This window comes from Nocardioides luti, assembly GCF_014212315.1.
GTDB classification, from domain to species: Bacteria; Actinomycetota; Actinomycetes; order Propionibacteriales; family Nocardioidaceae; genus Nocardioides; species Nocardioides luti.
In genome coordinates, this window is record NZ_JACKXE010000002.1 from 366,192 (window position 1) to 384,661 (window position 18,470).

15 protein-coding genes are annotated in these 18,470 nt (G+C 68.6%); 6 read left to right on the plus strand and 9 right to left on the minus strand.

Annotated features, from left to right (window positions below; translation table 11 throughout):
* Positions 1–1,177: 1,177 nt before the first annotated feature.
* Genes H5V45_RS20770 through H5V45_RS20780 form a run of 3 tightly spaced genes read left to right on the plus strand, consistent with a single transcriptional unit; the run spans position 1,178 to position 3,505 of the window.
* Positions 1,178–1,837: a DUF4956 domain-containing protein gene (locus H5V45_RS20770; protein WP_185254986.1), complete on the plus strand. Its 660-nt coding sequence runs from the start codon at positions 1,178–1,180 to the stop codon at positions 1,835–1,837.
* Positions 1,827–2,621, plus strand: a complete 795-nt coding sequence (locus H5V45_RS20775; protein ID WP_185254987.1) for a VTC domain-containing protein — start codon at positions 1,827–1,829, stop codon at positions 2,619–2,621. The genes H5V45_RS20770 and H5V45_RS20775 overlap by 11 nt, the downstream gene beginning before the upstream one ends.
* Positions 2,618–3,505, plus strand: coding sequence for a phosphatase PAP2 family protein (locus tag H5V45_RS20780; RefSeq protein WP_185254988.1), 888 nt, complete (start codon positions 2,618–2,620; stop codon positions 3,503–3,505). Before H5V45_RS20775 ends, H5V45_RS20780 begins: the two co-directional genes overlap by 4 nt.
* Before the next feature lie 185 nt (positions 3,506–3,690).
* Here the strand turns inward: H5V45_RS20780 and H5V45_RS20785 are convergent, their stop codons facing one another.
* A complete protein-coding gene (locus H5V45_RS20785; RefSeq protein WP_185254989.1) occupies positions 3,691–4,302 on the minus strand; it encodes a flavodoxin family protein in 612 nt (203 codons plus the stop codon).
* 864 nt (positions 4,303–5,166) lie between these two features.
* Between H5V45_RS20785 and H5V45_RS20790 the strand changes: the two genes are divergently transcribed.
* The 3 genes from H5V45_RS20790 to H5V45_RS20800 all read left to right on the plus strand — a co-directional run bounded on the left by H5V45_RS20790 (position 5,167) and on the right by H5V45_RS20800 (position 8,472).
* A complete protein-coding gene (locus H5V45_RS20790; protein ID WP_185254990.1) occupies positions 5,167–5,823 on the plus strand; it encodes a response regulator transcription factor in 657 nt (218 codons plus the stop codon).
* A 743-nt stretch (positions 5,824–6,566) separates the two neighbouring features.
* A complete protein-coding gene (locus H5V45_RS20795; protein ID WP_185254991.1) occupies positions 6,567–6,743 on the plus strand; it encodes a hypothetical protein in 177 nt (58 codons plus the stop codon).
* A 472-nt stretch (positions 6,744–7,215) separates the two neighbouring features.
* Entirely contained in the window at positions 7,216–8,472 is a 1,257-nt protein-coding gene (locus H5V45_RS20800; protein WP_185254992.1) for an ammonium transporter, read from the plus strand.
* Positions 8,473–8,570: 98 nt separating this feature from the next.
* Here H5V45_RS20800 and H5V45_RS20805 read toward each other — a convergent pair whose 3' ends face one another.
* From H5V45_RS20805 to H5V45_RS20840, 8 genes are all read right to left on the minus strand, one after another.
* Positions 8,571–9,230, minus strand: coding sequence for a helix-turn-helix domain-containing protein (locus tag H5V45_RS20805; RefSeq protein ID WP_185254993.1), 660 nt, complete (start codon positions 9,228–9,230; stop codon positions 8,571–8,573).
* Positions 9,231–9,300: 70 nt separating this feature from the next.
* Positions 9,301–10,500, minus strand: a complete 1,200-nt coding sequence (locus H5V45_RS20810; RefSeq protein WP_185254994.1) for an allantoate amidohydrolase — start codon at positions 10,498–10,500, stop codon at positions 9,301–9,303.
* Positions 10,500–11,684, minus strand: a complete 1,185-nt coding sequence (locus tag H5V45_RS20815; RefSeq protein ID WP_185254995.1) for an NAD(P)/FAD-dependent oxidoreductase — start codon at positions 11,682–11,684, stop codon at positions 10,500–10,502. Before H5V45_RS20815 ends, H5V45_RS20810 begins: the two co-directional genes overlap by 1 nt.
* Entirely contained in the window at positions 11,684–13,039 is a 1,356-nt protein-coding gene (locus H5V45_RS20820) for an FMN-binding glutamate synthase family protein (RefSeq protein WP_185254996.1), read from the minus strand. The genes H5V45_RS20815 and H5V45_RS20820 overlap by 1 nt, the downstream gene beginning before the upstream one ends.
* A 20-nt stretch (positions 13,040–13,059) precedes the next feature.
* Positions 13,060–13,740: a GltB/FmdC/FwdC-like GXGXG domain-containing protein gene (locus tag H5V45_RS20825; RefSeq protein ID WP_185254997.1), complete on the minus strand. Its 681-nt coding sequence runs from the start codon at positions 13,738–13,740 to the stop codon at positions 13,060–13,062.
* Complete coding sequence (locus tag H5V45_RS20830; RefSeq protein ID WP_185254998.1) at positions 13,737–14,648, minus strand: class II glutamine amidotransferase domain-containing protein; 912 nt, start codon at positions 14,646–14,648, stop codon at positions 13,737–13,739. The genes H5V45_RS20825 and H5V45_RS20830 overlap by 4 nt, the downstream gene beginning before the upstream one ends.
* 46 nt (positions 14,649–14,694) lie before the next feature.
* Positions 14,695–16,032, minus strand: a complete 1,338-nt coding sequence (glnT, locus tag H5V45_RS20835; RefSeq protein WP_185254999.1) for a type III glutamate--ammonia ligase — start codon at positions 16,030–16,032, stop codon at positions 14,695–14,697.
* A gap of 346 nt (positions 16,033–16,378) precedes the next feature.
* Positions 16,379–17,302, minus strand: coding sequence for an ATP-grasp domain-containing protein (locus tag H5V45_RS20840; RefSeq protein ID WP_185255000.1), 924 nt, complete (start codon positions 17,300–17,302; stop codon positions 16,379–16,381).
* Between the last annotated feature and the right edge of the window lie 1,168 nt (positions 17,303–18,470).

The following is an 18,470-nucleotide window of genomic DNA, read 5'->3' on the forward strand; positions in this document are numbered from 1 at the left end:
AGGAGAGCGAGTCGACGGGCCTGGTCCGGTTCTGCCCCGGAATCCGTGTGATCGCCCGAGCAGCAGTAGAACTGAGTGACAGCGTTCCAAGTGAGGCGCAAGCGCCGCAGTCACGACGTTGGGTGCAGAGTTCGGATGGCCATGAGCTAACGCGGCACAGGTAGTCCGCCGAGCGCGTGTACGTTCGGTCCCGCACCGCCTCGTCATCAATCCCCCGACGGCGAGGCGGTGTCCAACCACCACGACGAGCGACGAGCGCGGCGAGCCAACCTACAGGTCTCGGGAGGCCGGGTTCGACCTCGAGGGCGGAGGTAACCTCGTCGCCCGCGACGGCGACAGTGTTGCCCGTCCCAAGTGCCTGCCTGCCCTACTCGGGCCAGGTCTCCTGCGGCACCGGTTCGTAGCCGAGGACGCTAGCCTTTGCACAGACCATCCAACCTATGCGCAGGGCCACGCAGGCTCCCTAGGCAGATGGGGGCGAGCAAATTCCATCAAGTGGGCCCCCGACCCGCGCTGTCGGGTCTGCGCCCTGACAGTCCGGACTTCGTCGTCCGTTCGTTGAGTGGAAACGCCATTGAAACGACACCCGGCGACGATCAGGCCTCGAGGCACCCCTCGTTGATCGGAGATCGAAGATGCTCCCCCTAGCGTGGATCAGGACGACCCGACGGTTACGACGGACCCGCTCTATGCGATCAACTGACCGTGACCAGCGGGCAACTACTCCGTGTCTGCGAACAGCGCGGTGCACAGCGCCCCCAGGGCACGAACCGACATCGCACCCAGATGCCCGCCAAGCACAAGACGGGGCCACCTTCGAGTATGCATCCCCTCCGGCACCACACCCCCATGACACCTCGAGGCGGCAAGAGCCCGTCCCTCTCAGCGAGGACGACGCTCGAACGGTTCTGGCGCGACGAGGCGCTTCAGGCGGGTACACCCCCGACCGTGCAGCGACCGGTTGGTACTTCCTACCCAGACTGGGCGAGTCTTGCGCGCCGAGTCCACTGGTCTGGGTCGTAGCTGACAACGGGCGAAGCCGTGCCGTGACGAGCACCGAGATGCGCCTGTCGGACGTCTTGGCCGAACTGAGCGACAGCGCCAGGTAGCGATCATTCATCCAAACTTCATGTCCTCTCCCTAGCGTCCTTTACGCACTCCCCGCGAAAGGACCACCATGCTCCAGACCGTGCTGTCGGCCGTGCTCGGCCACCTCGGCGGACCCGCCCGACTCGGCCTCGACGTTTTGTCCATGCTGCTCCTTGTAGGCGTGCTCTACCGCCGACGAGTCGCCGCCCCCGAGATGATCCTCGTCTTCACCGCCCTCAACATCGGGCTCTTCGCCGCCGTCTCCGCGATCGGCTCCGGCAGCTTCCCCACCGGCATCGGCTTCGGGCTCTTCGGGCTGCTCAGCCTGGTCCGGCTACGCAGCACGGCCTTCACGCTCAAGGACGTCGCCTACACCTTCGTCGCGCTGATCCTGGCCCTGATCAACGGACTGCCCGAACGCAACCTCATGCTGGTGATCGCTCTCGACATCGTCTTGCTGGCCGCCATCTGGCTCACCGACGACTCGCGATCCACCCAGCCGACCCGGATCATGCGCGTCACCCTCGACCGGGCCGTCACCGACACCGATGCGGCCATGGCACTGGTGCGCGACCGGCTCGCCGTCGAGCCGATCAGCCTGAGCGTGGACGACGTCGACTTCGTCCGCGAGACCACCCGCGTGTCGGTCCGGTACGCCGTGGACGACGGCTGGTGGAGCTGGACCGACGCCCAGAGTGCGAGCAACCGGGCCGACGCGGCCGAGAGCGGGGCGACCGATGCCCACTGACAGCACCCTCGCCCCTGTCCCGCTCGAACTCCACGGCCGGGACCGCGTCGGACTCGACGAGGTCGTCGAGGAGGCCGCCCGGATGACCCGGGTCGACCGGAAGTACCTCGTCGACCGCTGCGTCGCCGAGGCCTTCCTCGGTCGCCTGCCCGCCTCCTTCCGGGTCCTCGGGATCGACGGCCGCGACAGCACGACGTACTCCTCGGTCTACTTCGACACCCTGCGCCTCGACGCCTGCCGCGACCACGTCCAGCAACGTCGACGCCGCTGGAAGGTGCGCAGCCGCCTCTACGTCGAGGACCAGCTGTGCCGTTTCGAGGTCAAGACCCGCGACGGGCGCGGCATCACCGAGAAGACTGTGCGCCTCAGCGAGCCCGGTCGCCACGGACGCCTCGGAACCGACGAGTCCGCCTTTGTGACCCAGGTGCTCGACGACCACGGGCTCGACATCGACGTCGCCACGCTGGTTCCGTCGATGCGCGTCGACTACACCCGGGTCACCCTCGCCGACACCGCAGCCCACCTGCGCGTGACGCTGGACCTCGGCGTTGAGTGCTCGCTCGACAACGGCCGGGTCTGGGTCGACGAGGGCTGGGTCCTCGTCGAAACCAAGGGCGGCCTGCGCCCCTCACCGGCCGACGCCCTGCTCGGCTCCCTCGGCGCCCGTCCACGCTCCTTCTCCAAGTACGTCTCCGCCGCCTCGCTGCTGCGCGACGACATCCCCGACAACGACGTCCGCCGCCTGCGTGGCCGTCAGCTGCACGCCCAGGAGGCTGTCGCATGACCCGTGCATCGCGCACCCGCACCCGCGCGCCTCGCACCGCCCGGTCCCGGGCGTTCGTCGCCATCGCCGTCGTGGCCGTGCTCACCGTTCTCGCGGGTGCGATCTCGCCCTGGGCCTACTCCTCCATCGTGGACACCACCGCCAAGGACCGGATCGAGGCCGCCCCGCCGCCGCCGCTCTTCCCCGACGCCGACATCGCCCCGATCGGGCAGAAGATCGCCCAGCAGCAGCCGACCGCCGAGCACCTGATGGCCGGTTGGTGGAGCCAGCACGACGCGACCGCGGACGATGCCGGGTTCGTCTCCTGGCTCGAGGCGAACCTGCCCGGACCGCCCACCAGCGCGGTTCGGGCACAGGAGATCAAGCAGGTCCAGCGGATCGCCCCGACCCGGACCACCGCTGGGATCGCGGCCGCGACCTGGCTTGAGGCCTACGGCAAGAAGGACGTATGGAAGCTCGCAGCCCACGATCAGGCCGAGCTGATGCCCGTCTCGTCGGGCGATGCCGCCAAGAACGACGTGGACGCGATGCTGTCCATGTCCAAGACCGTCGCCGACACTCTCGGCGCGAAGTACCAGCAGTCCGCGCCGTACGTCATGGACCCGTCACTGCGTACCGACCACGTGGTCGCCCCCGGGGACGTGTGCCCCTGCTCCTACCCCTCGCGGCATGCGACGTCGGGTGCCGCGTCAGCGACATACCTCGCCGGCCTCGCGCCGTACCGAGCCGGCGAGTACCGCTGGTGGCAGGACGAGATCGCCTGGTCGCGCGTCTACATGGCCGGGCACGTCTCCAGCGACATCACCGGTGGCACGCTGCTGGGCGACATGATCGGGGAATACTTCCTCGTCACCCGCGGCCACCAGCCCGTGCCGGCGACCTGAGCGCTTCAACCCATCAGCCAGCCCTCGCCCACGCTCAACCAGAGCATGCTGCGTTCATCGACAAACTGGTCGCCCGCGATCACACCATGGGCGATGCCGACCCCAGGGCGATCCATCGACGGCATCAGGAGTTGGGGAACGTTGCCGGCGGCTCACGCCGATGGGCGCTCACGGAGTCCGACCGGCTACGGAGCTGGCGGGTAGACCGCGGAGCGGAGCAGACCGGCGAGGTGGACGGCGTACGCCGCGAGCGTGCGAGTGGTGCCGTCGGTAGCCTCGGGCGTCTCGTCGAGATCGTTGAAGTCGGTGTCCTGCATGGCCTCGCCGACCCAGTAGGTGCTGGCGTTCGCGGGAATCGTGAAGCCCACATCGTTGAGGGCCTGGAGGCACTCGGCGACTGTGTGGTGGGCGCCGTCCTCGTTCCCGACGACGGCGACCGCGGCAACCTTGCCCGTGGTCGGGTAGTGCCCATCGTCGTCGGCCTCTCCCAACTCCGCGTCGAGTCGCTCCAGGACCATCTTGCACACTGAGGAAGGTTGGCCCATCCAGATCGGGGTGGAGATCACCACGATGTCCGCCGCCAGCAACCGCTCGCGGATCTGCGGCCAGGCGTCACCGTCCCCCTCGTCGTTCGTCACCCCGAAACGGACGTCGTGGTCGACGATCCGGACGATGTCGCCTGGCACCCCATGGGTGCCGAGCGCATCGAGCACCTGTTGGGCAAGCAGCATCGAGCTCGAGGGAGTGGGTGACTTCTTGAGCGTGCAGTCGAGGACGATCGCGCGCAGATCAGGCATCGATACCTCCGTGTGTCGAACTGGTCGGGTTCAGCCGTACCCAGCCCACCTGCCCCTACGCAGACCAGCAAGCATCATGAGCAATGCGGCCCGGGCTCGTGAGTCGAACCCATGCTCACCGTCATCCGCCCGCTCCTCATCCCCTAGTCCCCGGCCGGCATGCCGCCTTGAGGCTGACACCGTCAAGAACGACCCGGACCGAACCGACCACCACACCGGGCACCGGGATGCGCCGAGATATCCGTACGAGAAAACTGCGACTCCAGGTGGGTGGGTTGCTGATTCCCACCTTGGCCCGCTGGCGCCTGCAGACGCAGCGTGCCTCGCCGTGGCATAACGACTGAGTCAGGCTGCCCAAGAAGAGCTTGCGCCCGCCACGTCCCACCCTTCAAGGTGCGCGGCGGGCCCACCGTCACCACACGATCGGTCCAGACCAGCCGCTCGCACCGATAACCCTGGCCGTCGAGCAGGCGTTAACTAGGCAGTTCTCCTGTCTCCCACATCACAGGAGAGCGGAGTCAGGCCATGCGGGGGCGTTGAGGGGACGGGCCAGCTCCGGAATCGCCGAGGTCTCGGGCCTCGGCGATTCATGTCCCCAGGCGCCATCGGCGACAAGAATCTTCGTTTTCAGGACGGAGTCGACGTGATCGATCTACGGTCGTGTGGTCGGCCTTTCGGGGTGCTGCAGGCACAACGGGGCCGACACCTAGGGACATTCGCCGGGCAGCCCCGTTCTGCTGGTGCAGCCCGGGAATCCGCCTCGGCTCCGCCGCTCGGAACTCCCACGCCGGGCGGCGGAGTTCGGCCTCTCACCCTTTGGCATGAGGACGGCCGGCATCCGGGTTCCCCTAGGCTCCGGTGACCATGGACGACCCCCGGATTCGCCCCGTCCGCACCGCCATCGCGCACGACGATCCCATCGTGACCGCGGGTTTCGCCGCCCTTCTGGCGCATGAGGACCATGTCAAGGTGATCGACGTGCACGATGGCGCGTCTCCGCTCGGACGCGTCGACGTCCTGCTCCTCGATCCGGCCCAGGAAGCAGCCACCGCCGTCGACATCTCCGCGCTCACCCACCGCGGCGTCAAGGTCCTGGCGTTCACCTGGGACTTGAGCTCGGCGGCCACACGCAGTGCCGTGCTCGCAGGCGCCTGCGGAGCAGTGTGGAAAGGATCGAATGCTCAGCAACTCACCGCAGCGATCTCCCAGGCGGCCGCCGGTCAACGGGTCTACGCGTGCGACGGTCGATCGGGAGGGGCTTGGCCGGGCGGCAGAGAGGGTCTCAGCCGGGTCGAGTCAGAGGTGCTCGGGCTCATCGCGCAGGGTCTCAGCAACCACGAGGTCGCCCGAAGGCGACAGGTCAGCATCAACACGATCAAGTCGACCGTGCGCGCCCTCTATCGCAAGATCGATGTGACGCGTCGGTCGCAGGCCGTTGCGTGGGCCATCGAGCACGGTTTCCCTCCCGCTCTGCGCGACGACGCGACCCTGCTGCGAGAACGCTGGCTCCGCAATTCCTAGCCGGGACCAGAAACGGCCCCACCCCATCGGGGGAGGCCGGCACCATTTCTCGTCGCATCACCCCTGCCGGCCTTATGATTGCCCTGGTTGCTCCGAGGTGCTGCAGACACTCCGCGGGCGATCTCCCCTGGAAGCTCGACCAGTCGCGAGCTGGTCGAACTCCGCTCCACGAACGACCCCACGGCACCGGCCCCCGTCCGGAGCCGTGGGGTCTTTCACGGCTTACCACCGGGCGCCTGCCAGGGAGATCCGCCGCGTCTTCGAAGACTCCCAGGAGTCCTTCTGTCGAGTAACCACCAAGTCCGGTCCGTCGCCAAACCGGCTAGTGGCGACTTGCCGGACCCCCAGGAGTTTCGGGCGCTGCATTTGGCATCCATTCCTTCCCCGCCGGGGGGTTCACTGCGGCTCGCAGGTTGGAAGGCATGAGTAGATTTCGGCTGCACCGCCTCACCGTCCACCCCCGTTCGGCGAGGCGGTGTCTCGTCTATGCGGTGCCGGTCGGCTTCGAGCGCTGCGTGCGGGGTACGGCGGGTACATGGCAAATCCGAACAGCACGCACGTCCTCTGGTTGACCTCATCGTGACGGCAATCCTCATCGCTCTCGGAGCCATGTTTGTCCGCAGGCGCTCAAAGGAGACGACACGGACCAGATCGACTCTCAGCAGGGTCAGTCCGTTGTGCTTCGAGCATGCCGGCCGAATCCAGGTGTGCGGCAGGCGCCTGTGATGGAACAACCTGTCGGCATGGAATGGACAGACCTCGCCCAGGAGTACATAGACACCTTCGGCCAGCACCCGGCGGCCCCGTACGACCCGCCTCTCCTGCCGCCCGGCGTCACTGCCGATTCAGAATCCGGGGAGATCGGCGCAGCGGATCGCTTGGTTGCAACTGATGAGTCAGAGCAGGCGCCGAACGAGTGATGTTGCGCCACGCAAGCAGCGGCGCATCATGGCGACCGCGGACCACCCATACTCCCCCAGATCGCTGGACCGTCTCAGCCCGGGATAGTCGATCGAGCCGCTGTTTGGGCCAATCCGCACCGCCCTCTCCAGCGGGGAGCTAGCCAGCCTCGACGATTCTCCGCAGCAGCACGCTCTCCTAGCCTCGGCCCGGCCCAAGTACGCAAACAACTCAGCACACGCTGCGGGCCGCCACGTGACCCCCGGCCTCGGCGACGTCTGCCTGCCGGTTTCAAGTCGCTTTGGGGGCAATGCCCAAAGATGCGGGTCGACATCGTGCAACCCACGATGTGACGGTGCCGTCTCCCCCGCTGTTCGCCAGACCGGTCAGAGTTTACGAACTGGAAACGACGCAGGTCCGTTGCGGTAAAGGAAACATAGTTTCCTCAGCGGAAGCGAGGTACCGGCCTCGAACCCACCGCAGGAGAGACACATGGACACAGGAACCACGGCCTTCATGCTGTGCTCGATCATCGGCCTGACGGTGATGATCCCCGGGCTGGCGCTGTTCTACGGCGGCATGGTCAGCGTGAAGAGCTCGGTGAACATGATGATGATGACCTACGGCGCAGTCGCGGTCGTCGGGCTCCTGTGGTTCGTCTTCGGGTTCTCCCTGGTCTTCGGCGACTCCATCGGCGGCCTGTTCGGGAACCCCGGCGACTTCTTCGGCAGCTCCGGCCTGTTCAGCCCTGACGGGTCGACGGCTCAAACCAGTTACTCGGGTCTGCCCATCCTCCTGTTCTCACTCTTCCAGGCCCTCTTCGCCTGCATCACCGTCGCCCTGATCTCCGGTGCGGCAGCCGACCGGATGAAGTTCTCAGCGTGGATGGTGTTCGCCGGGATCTGGGCGGTCGTGGTGTACTTCCCCGTCGCCCACTGGGTCTTCGCATTCGACGGCGTCGTCTCGGAGCACGGAGGCTGGATCGCGAACAAGCTCGGGGCCCTCGACTTCGCGGGTGGCACCGCGGTGCACATCAACGCCGGCGCGGGTGCCCTCGCTGTCGCGATCGTGCTCGGCAAGTCCGCCAACTTCGGGCGTGGTACCAAGCCGCACAGCGTCCCGCTGACCCTGCTCGGCGCCGGCCTGCTGTGGGCCGGGTGGTACGCCTTCAACGGCGGATCGTGGCTCGGCGCCTCGGACGGCGCGGCGTTCGCCATGGTCACCTCCTTCCTCGCCACCTGCGCGGCCACCTTGGCCTGGCTCTCGGTCGAGAAGCTCAAGGACGGACACGTCACCGGCATCGGTGCCGCGTCCGGCGCGATCACCGGCCTGGTGGCGATCACCCCCGCCTGCGGCGACGTCACCCCCATGGGCGCGATCGTCGTCGGCCTCGTGGCCGGAGCGATCTGCCCGCTTGCGGTCGGCCTCAAGGACCGCTTCGGCTACGACGACTCACTCGACGTCGTCGGCGTCCACCTCGTCGGCGGCATCATCGGCACCCTGATGATCGGCATCGTCGGCTCCGCCGAGTCCGTCCAGGGCATCGACGGGCTGCTGTACGGCGGTGGCCTCGACCAGTTCTGGCGCCAGCTGGCCGCCGCTGCCGCCGTCCTGGTCTACTCGTTCGTCGTTTCCCTCGTGCTCGCACTGGCGATCAAGTCGACCATGGGCATCCGGATCTCGCCCGAGGACGAGGAGCTGGGCATCGACGCGAGGCTGCACCGCGACCCCGCCTACGAGCTCGCCTGACGCACACTCCGGGCCGACGCAGTCGCCCGACCGGTCCACCGGCTCGCTCCACTCCAGGGGAGCGGGCCGGTTCCGCGTTCCGGTCCGGGCTTGGTCGATCAGACCGACGTGTCGGGAAAGGCGATCACGGACAGGAAACGAATGGGGAACTCGATCAACGCGGTCGGACCATGCGCACCCTCGCCGTCGAGGGTCACCGAGTCGCCGCGCTCGAGGCGGAAGACTGAGCGGCTGTGGCCGTACTCCATGACACCCTCGAGCATGTAGATGAACTCGGTTCCCGGGTGCTGGAACAGCGGGTGCACCTCGCTGTCCTCGGTGAGCTCGACCATGAGGCACTCGAGGCGTCGGTGCTCCCCGCGCAGCGACCCGAGCAGGTGATAGCCGTGACCGACCTGGGTGCCGTTGCGCACGATCGGAGTCCCTTGACCGGCCCGGACGAAGGCCGCCGGACGCTCCGCGTCGGAGCCGCGGAACAGCGAGCCCACGGGGACGTCCAGCCCCTGGGACAGCAGTGCCAACGTGGCCAGGCTGCACGAGGTCTGAGCGTTCTCGATCTTCGACATCATCGCCTTCGAGATGCCGACCTTGGCCGCCATGTCAGCCACCGACAGTCCCTGCTGTTGGCGTAGCAGGCGCACGTTGACGCCGATCGCTCCCTCGAGCGAGAACGGGACATCGGACTCCCCACGGTGGCGCTGCCGCGTACTGCCGGTCCGGTTCCGCAGGAGCCGGGAGCTGTCAGCCAGGTCCGTCATACAGGCGATCCTAACGACCGAGTTTCCTCTCAGGAGACAGCGTCCCCGGCGGGTCGCGGCACGACCGGTGTCAGCCAGCGAGGTGACGCAGCACCGCGCTCAACGCCCCAACTCCGGCCTCGCAGTCGGCTGCGTCGACGTGCTCGGCTGGGGAGTGCGAGACACCCGTCGGGTTGCGCACGAACAGCATGGCCGTCCGCACTCCCTGCGTCGCGAGGACGCCGGCGTCGTGCCCCGCCCCGGTGCCGATCACCGGCACGCCGCCGAGCAGAGACGCCAGATCGGCCACCAAGAGGTCGTCGAAGCGGGTAGCGGGAGTGAACGACTCGCGCGTCGCCCGCACACCAAGACGCTCCTCGAGCAACGGGACCAGGCGACGTACGTCGTCCTCCACCGGTCCACGAGCATCCAACCAGCCGGTCACCGACGACGGGATCGCGTTGACGCCGTTCGGGCGGACCACGACCTTGCCCACGGTCGCCACGCAGCCGAGCTGCGCTCCGGTGGCCCGGGCACCGGTGATCAGCGCTGCCAGGTCCAGCATCGGGTCCCTCCGATCCTCGAAGCGAGTCGTGCCGGCGTGGTTGGCCTCCCCCATCAGGTCGAAGCGCCACCGCCCGTGCGGCCAGATGGACGAGCCGACCGCGACGGGGACAGTCGGTCCGTCGAGGTCGGCGAGGAGACGGCCCTGCTCGAGGTGCAGCTCGACGAACGTGCCGATCCGGGCGAGGGTCTCGTCGTCACGGCCCACCCGCGTCGGGTCGCGCCCCGCGGCGATGAGCGCCTCGGCCATCGTGAGTCCCTCGCCGTCGGTCAGGCCCAGGGCGTGCTCGGGCGTCATGGCACCGGAGAGCAGGCGTGACCCTGAGCAGGCCACCCCGAAGCGTGCCCCTTCCTCGTCGACGAAGTTGGCGACCCCGATCGGTCGACCTGGCACGAACCCGGACGCCCGTAGACCGGCTACGGCTGCCAGCGACGAGGCGACGCCGAGCGGACCGTCGTACGCCCCGCCGTCGGGAACCGAGTCGAGGTGGGAACCGGTGACGATGCCCGGTCGATGGTCCCGGACCGCGGCGTCGGGGTCGCCCCACCAGGCCCACTGGTTGCCGACCCGGTCTTCGGTGACCGTGAGCCCGAGGCCCGTCGCGGTGCTGGCGAACCACTCCCGCAGGTCGGCGTCCGCGCGCGTCCAGGCGAAGCGCCGATACCCTCCGGTCGCGTCGTGGCGGCCGAGCCCCGCAATCTCATCGAGCAGGGCCGTGACCTTCATTAGCGCATCTCGCCGGCACCGACGTAGGGGTGGAGACTGGTGAGGAGCTCGCCTTCCTCGAAGCGCTCGAGTCGGAAGTCGGATGCGGGGATGTCCGGGTCGGTGCTGTCGCCCTCGAGGACGAGGTCGGCGACGAGGTCACCCACCGCGGGGGCGATCTTGAAGCCGTGCCCCGCGAAGCCGGCAGCAAGGACCAGGCCCTCGAGGCCGCCGACCGGAGCAATGACGGGGTTCCAGTCCGGGGGGACGTCGTAGACGCCGGCGTAGGTATGGGTCACGGTCGGGTCGGGGAAGCCCGGGAAGCGGTGGATGAGCTTCTCGGCGTATTTCTCGATGCTGGTGTCAGAGGCCAGGTTGGAGTAGCGGTCAGGGTCGACGGGCTGCCCGTCGCGCACCCGGTGGTCGCTGTTGCCGACGAGGAACTGACCGGCGCCCTCGATCCGGCAGTACTGCAGGCTCACGAGGTCGGAGATAACCGGCAGGTCGGGCAGGCGCTCGCCGGCGTCGACGACCAGGAGATCGGAGCGGTACGCCTCGACCGGGAACGCGACACCGAGGTCGGACAGCAGCCGGGCCGACCACCACCCCGAGGCCACGACCACGACGTCGGCGTCGACGATCGATCCGTCACCGAGCTCGACGCCGGCCACCCGGTCACCCCGGGTCAGGACGCGCGCCACCGGCGTGTTCTGCCGGACGCTGGCGCCGTGGTCGCGCGCTACCCGACCGTAGTGGAGCGCGAGCTGGGTGGCGTCGGCGAAGCCGCCGCGGGGTTCGTACGTCGCCAGTGCGACGTCGTCGACGTGCATCATCGGCCAGAGCCCGGCCAGCCGGTCGATGTCGATCAGCTCCACCTCGACGCCCAGCCCTTGATGCATGACGGTGTTGTCGCGAAGCGGCTGCTCGTTCTCCGGTCCGACGATGACGCTGTAGCCGACCTGCCGAAACCCGACCTCCGGTCCGAGCTCCTCGAAGACCGGCAGGCTGCGCCAGGCCATCGCGGCGATGGACGGCACGCCGTAGTGGGTGCGCACGATGCCGGAGGACTTGCCCGTCCCGCCGCCCGCCAGCAGGTGTCGCTCCAGGACGAGGACGTCGGAGATGCCGCGTGCCGTGAGCGCCCGGGCGATGGACAAGCCGATGAGCCCGCCACCGACGACGACGACGTGCGTTCCGCGGTCCATCAGAGCGAGCCTCCGTTGTTCCAGCCGGGGATCCAGCTGGTCCCCGCCAGCGGGACCCGGGCCATCGCCGCGCCCTCGATCGAGGTCGCGACCATGTCCTCCGGCTCGAGGTGGGTCACATGGGCCTTCCCGCAGGCCCGCGCGATGGTCTGCGCTTCCATGGTGAGCACGCGCAGGTAGTTCGCCACCCGCCGCCCGCCCTCGACGGGGTCGAGGCGCTGCTGCAGCTCGGGGTCCTGGGTGGTGATGCCGGCCGGGTCCAGGCCGGCTTGGAAGGCGTCGTAGAACCCGGCCGCCGAGCCGAGGCGTTCGTAGTCCTCCTCGTAGCGCGGGTCGTTGTCGCCGAGCGCGATCAGCGCCGCGGTGCCGATCGCCACCGCGTCGGCCCCCAGCGCGAGGCACTTCGCCACGTCCCCGCCGTTGCGGATGCCTCCGGACACGATCAGCTGCACACCGTCGGGCCGCTTGTGCACCCCGAGCTCCTGGAGGGCCTGGACGGCCTGCGGGATGGCCGCCAGCGTCGGGATCCCGACGTTCTCGATGAAGACCTCCTGCGTGGCGGCAGTACCACCCTGCATGCCGTCCACGACGACGACGTCGGCGCCGGCATGCACGGCCAGCTTGACGTCGTAGTAGGTGCGCGAGGCGCCGACCTTGACGTAGATGGGCTTCTCCCAGTCGGTGATCTCGCGCAGCTCGTTGATCTTGATGGTGAGGTCGTCCGGGCCGGTCCAGTCCGGGTGCCGCGAGGCCGAGCGCTGGTCGATCCCGACCGGCAGGTCGCGCATGCCTGCCACCCGCTCCGACACCTTCTGACCGAGCAGCATGCCTCCCCCACCCGGCTTCGCACCCTGGCCGAGCACGATCTCGATGGCGTCGGCCCGGCGCAGGTCGTCGGGGTTCATCCCGTAGCGGTTCGGCAGATACTGATAGACGAGGTGCTTGGAGCTTCCCCGCTCCTCAGGCGTCATCCCGCCGTCGCCGGTCGTGGTGGAGCTGCCGACGTCCGAGGCACCCCGACCCAGGGCCTCCTTGGCGCGTCCGCTCAGCGCACCGAAGGACATGCCGGCGACGGTGACGGGGATGTCGAGGTGCAGGGGGAACTTCGCGTGGCGCCCGCCCAGGACGACGTCGGTCCCGCAGCGCTCGCGGTAGCCCTCGAGCGGGTAGCGCGAGACCGACGCCCCGAGGAAGAGCAGGTCGTCGAAGTGCGGCAGCGCCCGCTTCGAGCCCCAGCCCCGGATGTCGTAGATCCCCGTCTCGGCGGCGCGCTGGATGGCGGCGATGGTCGCGCGGTCGAAGGTGGCGGACTCGCGCAGGCCGCGGCGGGCCCGGTCGTCGGAGGTGGCGGTCATGGCGGCGGCCTCGGTCCTGGTCAGTAGGAGTTGTCGGCGTGGAAGTGGTAGAGCGTGCGGGCCGAGCCCAAGCGCGTGTACGTCGTCGGGTCGTCGTCGTAGCCGGCCGCCTTCAGCAGACCGGCGAGCTCGGCGAGGTGCTCGGGACCCATCGCCTTCTCGACGCAGTCCGCCCCGAGCGACGTCGCCGTACCGCGCAGGTAGATCCGCGCCTCGTAGACAGAATCGCCCAACGCCTCCCCGGCATCACCGCGCACGACGAGCCGCCCGCGCTGTGCCATGAACGCGCTCATGTGACCGACGGAGCCCCCGACCACGATGTCGAGGCCCTTGAGGGAGATCCCGCAGCGAGCACCGGCGTCGCCGTCGATGACGAGCAGCCCGCCCCGGCCGGTGGCACCCGCCGACTGCGAGGCGTTCCCGGTCACGTGGACGGACCCGCTCATCATGTTCTCCGCCAGCCCCGTGCCGGCGTTGCCGTGGATGGTGACCTCGGCCTGCTGGTTCATCCCGGCTGCGTAGTAGCCGACGTGGCCCTCGACCGTCACGGACACGGGAGCGTCGAGACCCACCGCGACGTTGTGGGCCCCGGCGGCCCCTTCGATGACGAACGAGCCGCTGAGGCCCGGAGCGTGCAGCGCCTGGTTCACCTCGCGCAGGGGCACTCGGGCGAGGTCGAACGTCGTGTCGGCGGCGCTCATGCCGGCACCGCCGCTCGGGTCCACGCGTAGATGACCTCGGGCTCGGGCTCCCAGATGCGTGCGGAGGCAATGCCCGGCAGGTGGGCCAGGGCGCGGTACTCCGAGGCCATGGCGACCCAGTCGCCGGTCTCCGCGATGACCGCCGGCTTGCACGCGATCGCGTCGCGCACGACCGCGAACGAGTCCCGGTCGGAGACCAGGAGCGTGTAGAACCCGTCGAAGGTGCGGGTCAGCTCGGTGAGAGCCGAGGCGACGTCCTTGCCGGCCGCGAGCTGCTGGGCCACGAAGTGGGCGCCGACCTCGGTGTCGTTCTCGGAGTCGAAGGTGACGCCGGCCGCGCGGAGCTCGCGGCGGATCGTGGCGTGGTTGCTGAAGGACCCGTTGTGCACCAGGCACTCCCCCGGCCCCACGGCGTACGGGTGCGCACCAGCCGGTGTCACGGCCGACTCGGTGGCCATCCGGGTGTGCCCGACGCCCTGCCAGCCTCCGGCGGAGGCGAGGCCCCAGCGCTCGGCCAGCGCGCGCGGCGTCCCGACCCCCTTGAGGACCGCGAGGTCCTCGCCGAAGCCGCCGACCAGCACATCGGGGTAGGCCGTGCGGACGGCCGCCATCAGTGCTGTGGGCGACGCCTCGGCATGTGCGAGCACGACGCCTCCGACGTGCGCGGCATGCACCCGGTCACCCAGGGCCGTGGTCAGCGCGGCGCCGACCTCGCCGGCGTCGAGCCCCTCGTCGATCAGCGAGACCGTGCAGCGACCCGCCGGCGCCCACTCGTGGTGGCCGTAGACCGCGATCCCGGCCGAGTCCGCGCCACGGTCCTGCATCTCGCAGAGCATCCCGGTGAGCAGCTCGCCGAGCCGGGGGTAGAGCTCGGGGTTGCGCAGGTGCAACCCGACGATTCCACACATGCTGTCGCTTCCGTCCTCTCGTGGGGTCCAGCTGATGGGGATCGGCCTAGAAGGCCGTGAGGTAGCGCTCGATCTCCCACTCGGAGACCGCGGCGTGGTAGGCGAAGAACTCGTTCTTCTTCAGGTGTGCGAAGTAGTCGGAGACCCCCGGTCCCGCCGCGTCGAGGACGCCACGGATCACGGGGTCGGCCTCGAACGCTTCGACCGCGCTGAGGAGCGTCGCGGGGAACGGCGTGTCCGGGCCGCTGCCCACATCACCGAGCACGGCACCACCGGCAATGCCGTCGAGCCCGGCACCCACGGCCGCCGCGACCGCCAGGTAGGGGTTGGCCGAGCCGTCGCCGCCGCGCAGCTCGATGCGCTGGTCGTCGGGGACGCGCACGTAGTGCGTGCGGTCGTTGCCGCCGTACGTCGGGAGCTTGGGCGCCCACGTCGCCCCGCTCGCGCTCGAGGCGATCGCACCGGTGCGCTTGTAGGAATTGACGGTGGGGGCGATCACCGCCTGTAGGGCGGTCGCATGGGCCAGCACGCCCGCGACGAAGGACCGCGCCGTCGTGGAGAGCCCGAACCCGTCGACATCGGCGTCGGTGCCGTCGGCCCCTGCGGGGAAGACCGGCTCGCCCGTGCTGGCGTCTCGCAGCGACAGGTGAAGATGCAGGCCGGAGCCGGTGCGGTTGCTGAACGGCTTCGGCATGAACGTCGCGATCATGCCCCGCTCATGGGCCATGACGTTGAGCAGGTAGCGCAGCGTGATGACCCGGTCGGCGGTGGTCAGCGCTTCGGCGTACTGGAAGTTCTGCTCGAACTGCCCGTTGCCGTCCTCGTGGTCGTTGGCGTAGTTGCCCCAGCCCAATGCGTTCATCGCCGTGCTGATCGAGGCGAGGTGGTCGTACATCCGCGTGACCCCGCGGGCGTCGTAGCACGGCTGGGCCGCGACGTCGTCGCTGTCAGCCGGGACCAGGGCACCCCCCGCATCGCGCTTGAGCAGGAAGTACTCGACCTCCGCGCCCGCATAGGGCGAGAAGCCCGCGGCGGCCGCCCGGGCGACGACCTCCTGGAGGATCACCCGGGGCGCGAAGGGCCACGGCTTCCCGCTGACCCAAGGGTCGCAGTGCACGATCGCGAGCCCCGGCTTCACGAACGGGATGGGCGTGAACGACGTCGCATCCGGCATCGCCATGATGTCCGGGTCCTTCGGCTCCTGGCCGATCGCGCCCACGGCGTACCCCGCAAACCCGACGCCCTCGTCGATGAGCTGCTCGATCGCCTCGACGGGCACGAGCTTCGCGCAGGGCTTGCCGTTCAGGTCCACGAACAGGGCGAGCACGAAGGTCGTGCCCGACGCCTCGCACAACTCGGCGAGGTTTGCACGCTCAGCGTTCATCCGATCCTCCGTCTCCCACCAAGATCTTTTGTCCATTCACAGTAGACGGTAGCGATATTTCGCAAGAGTTACAGCGATGGCAATTCCGTCTCTCGACCCGAGCGGTTCGCTTGCCACCGACACCGAATTTCCGAACAGGGGGGGGTGGCCGCGTCCACGTCATGGGGCGCGGGTGTCGGTTGACTCTTCGAGGCGAATCGACGCATCCGACGCAACGAACTGGCTGGACTTCTGCGCCGTGCCAGAGTCGACGTGGTCGCACTCGTCCTGGCTGATCCGCATCGAGCAGAACCGCACTGCCGCCACCGAGAGCGGCGTCCACAGCCGCCATCTCCTGACAACGGCGCTAGGCGTCTCTTCGCCGCAGTGCACTTCTGATGAGTATGCGGAGGTACGCCATACTCGGGTATGGGTCTCGGAGGTCCCACACGGAGTGAGTGGATTTCCATGCCCTCATAAGGGGTTGCATGACCTGGCGGCCTGTGCGCCAGCCGCTACGCAGGTCGCCGTACAGCCACTGGTAGCGCATGCCGCTGCGCGCCCGCGGTGCCACGACATCGCCGATCGTGGCGGCCGTGGCCCATATTGCGGCGAGGTCGACCCCAGCGGCGGCCGCGAGCGCCATCGACCCGTAGCAGCGGCCGTTGACGTCGATGAGGAGCGGTCCTCGGGCGGAGTCGAGGAACTGTGCCTCGGCGAGGCCGCGCCAGCCGATTGAGGCTAAGAAGCTGGTGAGTAAGTCAACGAGGTCGGATTCGATCTCGACGGTCTTGGCAAAGACGCTGACGCCCGCTTCGGGAGGCCACAAGCTCATCGCTCGTTGCTGCACGGCGGCGAGCACCCGACCCTCATTACCCATGACCACCGATACGGCAACCAGCTGTCCGGTGACGTGCTCCTGCAACAGGGGCTCCGCACCGCGTGCGCGCATAGCGCGTGCCGCCGCTCGCAGCTCATCAATGTCAGACGAGACCAACGTCTCTGAACGCAGTTGGGCGTGGGAGCGCGACTTGAGCACTATCGTGCGGCTCACCGCGGACAGCGCCTCGTCGGTGGCCAGCTCCGTGTGCGGCACGCTCAGGCCCGCACGACGCGCGGCTGCCGTCATGTCGAGCTTGTCGAGTATCAGGCGTACGGATTGCCGGCTGCCGTACGGCACGTTGCAAGAGAGTGAGTCTCGAGATTCAGATAGCGCCAGCATCTCAGAGTCGCCGCCGGGCAGGACCACGCCATATCGTGCGGTGGCAACAGCGGCATCCACCGAGGTCACGACGTCACGGTGCAGGGGGTGCCAGTCTTGGGTGTGACGTGATGCCCCGACAAGGCTGTTGCGCGTTGGCGTGCAGACGCCGACGTTCCAACCGAGTCGCGACAAGGATCGTGCAGCCGCCAATAGACCGCGAGAATCATCGCTTCCGACAAGCAACACGCGGCCGGCTGCGGGGCGAGGACGCGCGAGGATGGCCGCGCGCGGATTCTCGACTCTACGGACGGAATCTGAGCCAGGCACGGAACTCCTCGGGACGGACGTCGAGCAAGGACTGGTCAACCAGCAGCAGCCGCACGGGCGATCTTCGCAAGCTGTGACTTCAGTGAGATACGTCCCGGAGCACCGACCCACGTAGCCACAACCGTACGGCAGTTCAACTGGCTGAAGCCCATGAAAGCCTCCGAGCTGCGCCTACTCGACGCCCACGTCCAGCCACCCGCATCGCTGGTGCGTCAAGAAGCCCGAAGCGGCAAGTACCTCCGCGGGAGAGGCGGGGCACAGCGCACGACCTAGGTCTCCGAGCGGCATCGAGGTGATCACGGTCGAGAGGTCCGACGCTCCCTCCACGAGGTTTCCGCAACCAAGGCCGGAACCACGCCGTCGCGGTGCTCGATGCGGAGAACCGGCGACTTTATATGGACGGCGGCCCCGCGCTCGACCACCCTGTCCCGCGCGCGCTTCTCTATCATGCCGGGACCAGGATGCGGACACTGAAACTCCTCGGTCGGGCTGGTGATCTGCTTCCCGCGCCGGAGCCGCAGCGCGATGAGAACCGCACCGGGCAGCGAGAGACTTCTCGATACGCTGGGCGGCCCAGTCAGCCTGGGTGCTCGAGGCGCTGACCCCCAGACCTTCTCGGTACGTCTTGAACAAGTGCGGTGGAGCCGCCAGCCGCACCGTGCCGCGACCCAACCCTCGAAAGACCTCTGGTCCGCGGGAGGGCCGACCCTCTGGCACAAGGCCCAGGCGAGCGGTTCCGCCGCGACCGCCCACCGCCATGAGCGGATACACACGTCTGCGACTCGAACGCGTGACACCTTTGACCCTGCGGACCTCGCCGTGATCGTACAGAAGATGACCACCCATCTCGATGAATCTGGGCGCGTCGGCCTGCTCCGGGGTCAGAGTTACCAGAGGTAGCCTGTTACATCTCCGGTACAAGCAGCCG

What these genes read in the sequence shown, in the direction of transcription:
- H5V45_RS20770 (WP_185254986.1), top strand. Translation starts at nt 1,178, where the DNA reads ATGCTCCAGACCGTGCTGTCGGCCGTGCTCGGCCACCTCGGCGGACCC.
- H5V45_RS20775 (WP_185254987.1), top strand. Translation starts at nt 1,827, where the DNA reads ATGCCCACTGACAGCACCCTCGCCCCTGTCCCGCTCGAACTCCACGGC.
- H5V45_RS20780 (WP_185254988.1), top strand. Translation starts at nt 2,618, where the DNA reads ATGACCCGTGCATCGCGCACCCGCACCCGCGCGCCTCGCACCGCCCGG.
- H5V45_RS20785 (WP_185254989.1), bottom strand. Translation starts at nt 4,302, where the DNA reads ATGCCTGATCTGCGCGCGATCGTCCTCGACTGCACGCTCAAGAAGTCA.
- H5V45_RS20790 (WP_185254990.1), top strand. Translation starts at nt 5,167, where the DNA reads ATGGACGACCCCCGGATTCGCCCCGTCCGCACCGCCATCGCGCACGAC.
- H5V45_RS20795 (WP_185254991.1), top strand. Translation starts at nt 6,567, where the DNA reads ATGGAATGGACAGACCTCGCCCAGGAGTACATAGACACCTTCGGCCAG.
- H5V45_RS20800 (WP_185254992.1), top strand. Translation starts at nt 7,216, where the DNA reads ATGGACACAGGAACCACGGCCTTCATGCTGTGCTCGATCATCGGCCTG.
- H5V45_RS20805 (WP_185254993.1), bottom strand. Translation starts at nt 9,230, where the DNA reads ATGACGGACCTGGCTGACAGCTCCCGGCTCCTGCGGAACCGGACCGGC.
- H5V45_RS20810 (WP_185254994.1), bottom strand. Translation starts at nt 10,500, where the DNA reads ATGAAGGTCACGGCCCTGCTCGATGAGATTGCGGGGCTCGGCCGCCAC.
- H5V45_RS20815 (WP_185254995.1), bottom strand. Translation starts at nt 11,684, where the DNA reads ATGGACCGCGGAACGCACGTCGTCGTCGTCGGTGGCGGGCTCATCGGC.
- H5V45_RS20820 (WP_185254996.1), bottom strand. Translation starts at nt 13,039, where the DNA reads ATGACCGCCACCTCCGACGACCGGGCCCGCCGCGGCCTGCGCGAGTCC.
- H5V45_RS20825 (WP_185254997.1), bottom strand. Translation starts at nt 13,740, where the DNA reads ATGAGCGCCGCCGACACGACGTTCGACCTCGCCCGAGTGCCCCTGCGC.
- H5V45_RS20830 (WP_185254998.1), bottom strand. Translation starts at nt 14,648, where the DNA reads ATGTGTGGAATCGTCGGGTTGCACCTGCGCAACCCCGAGCTCTACCCC.
- glnT (WP_185254999.1), bottom strand. Translation starts at nt 16,032, where the DNA reads ATGAACGCTGAGCGTGCAAACCTCGCCGAGTTGTGCGAGGCGTCGGGC.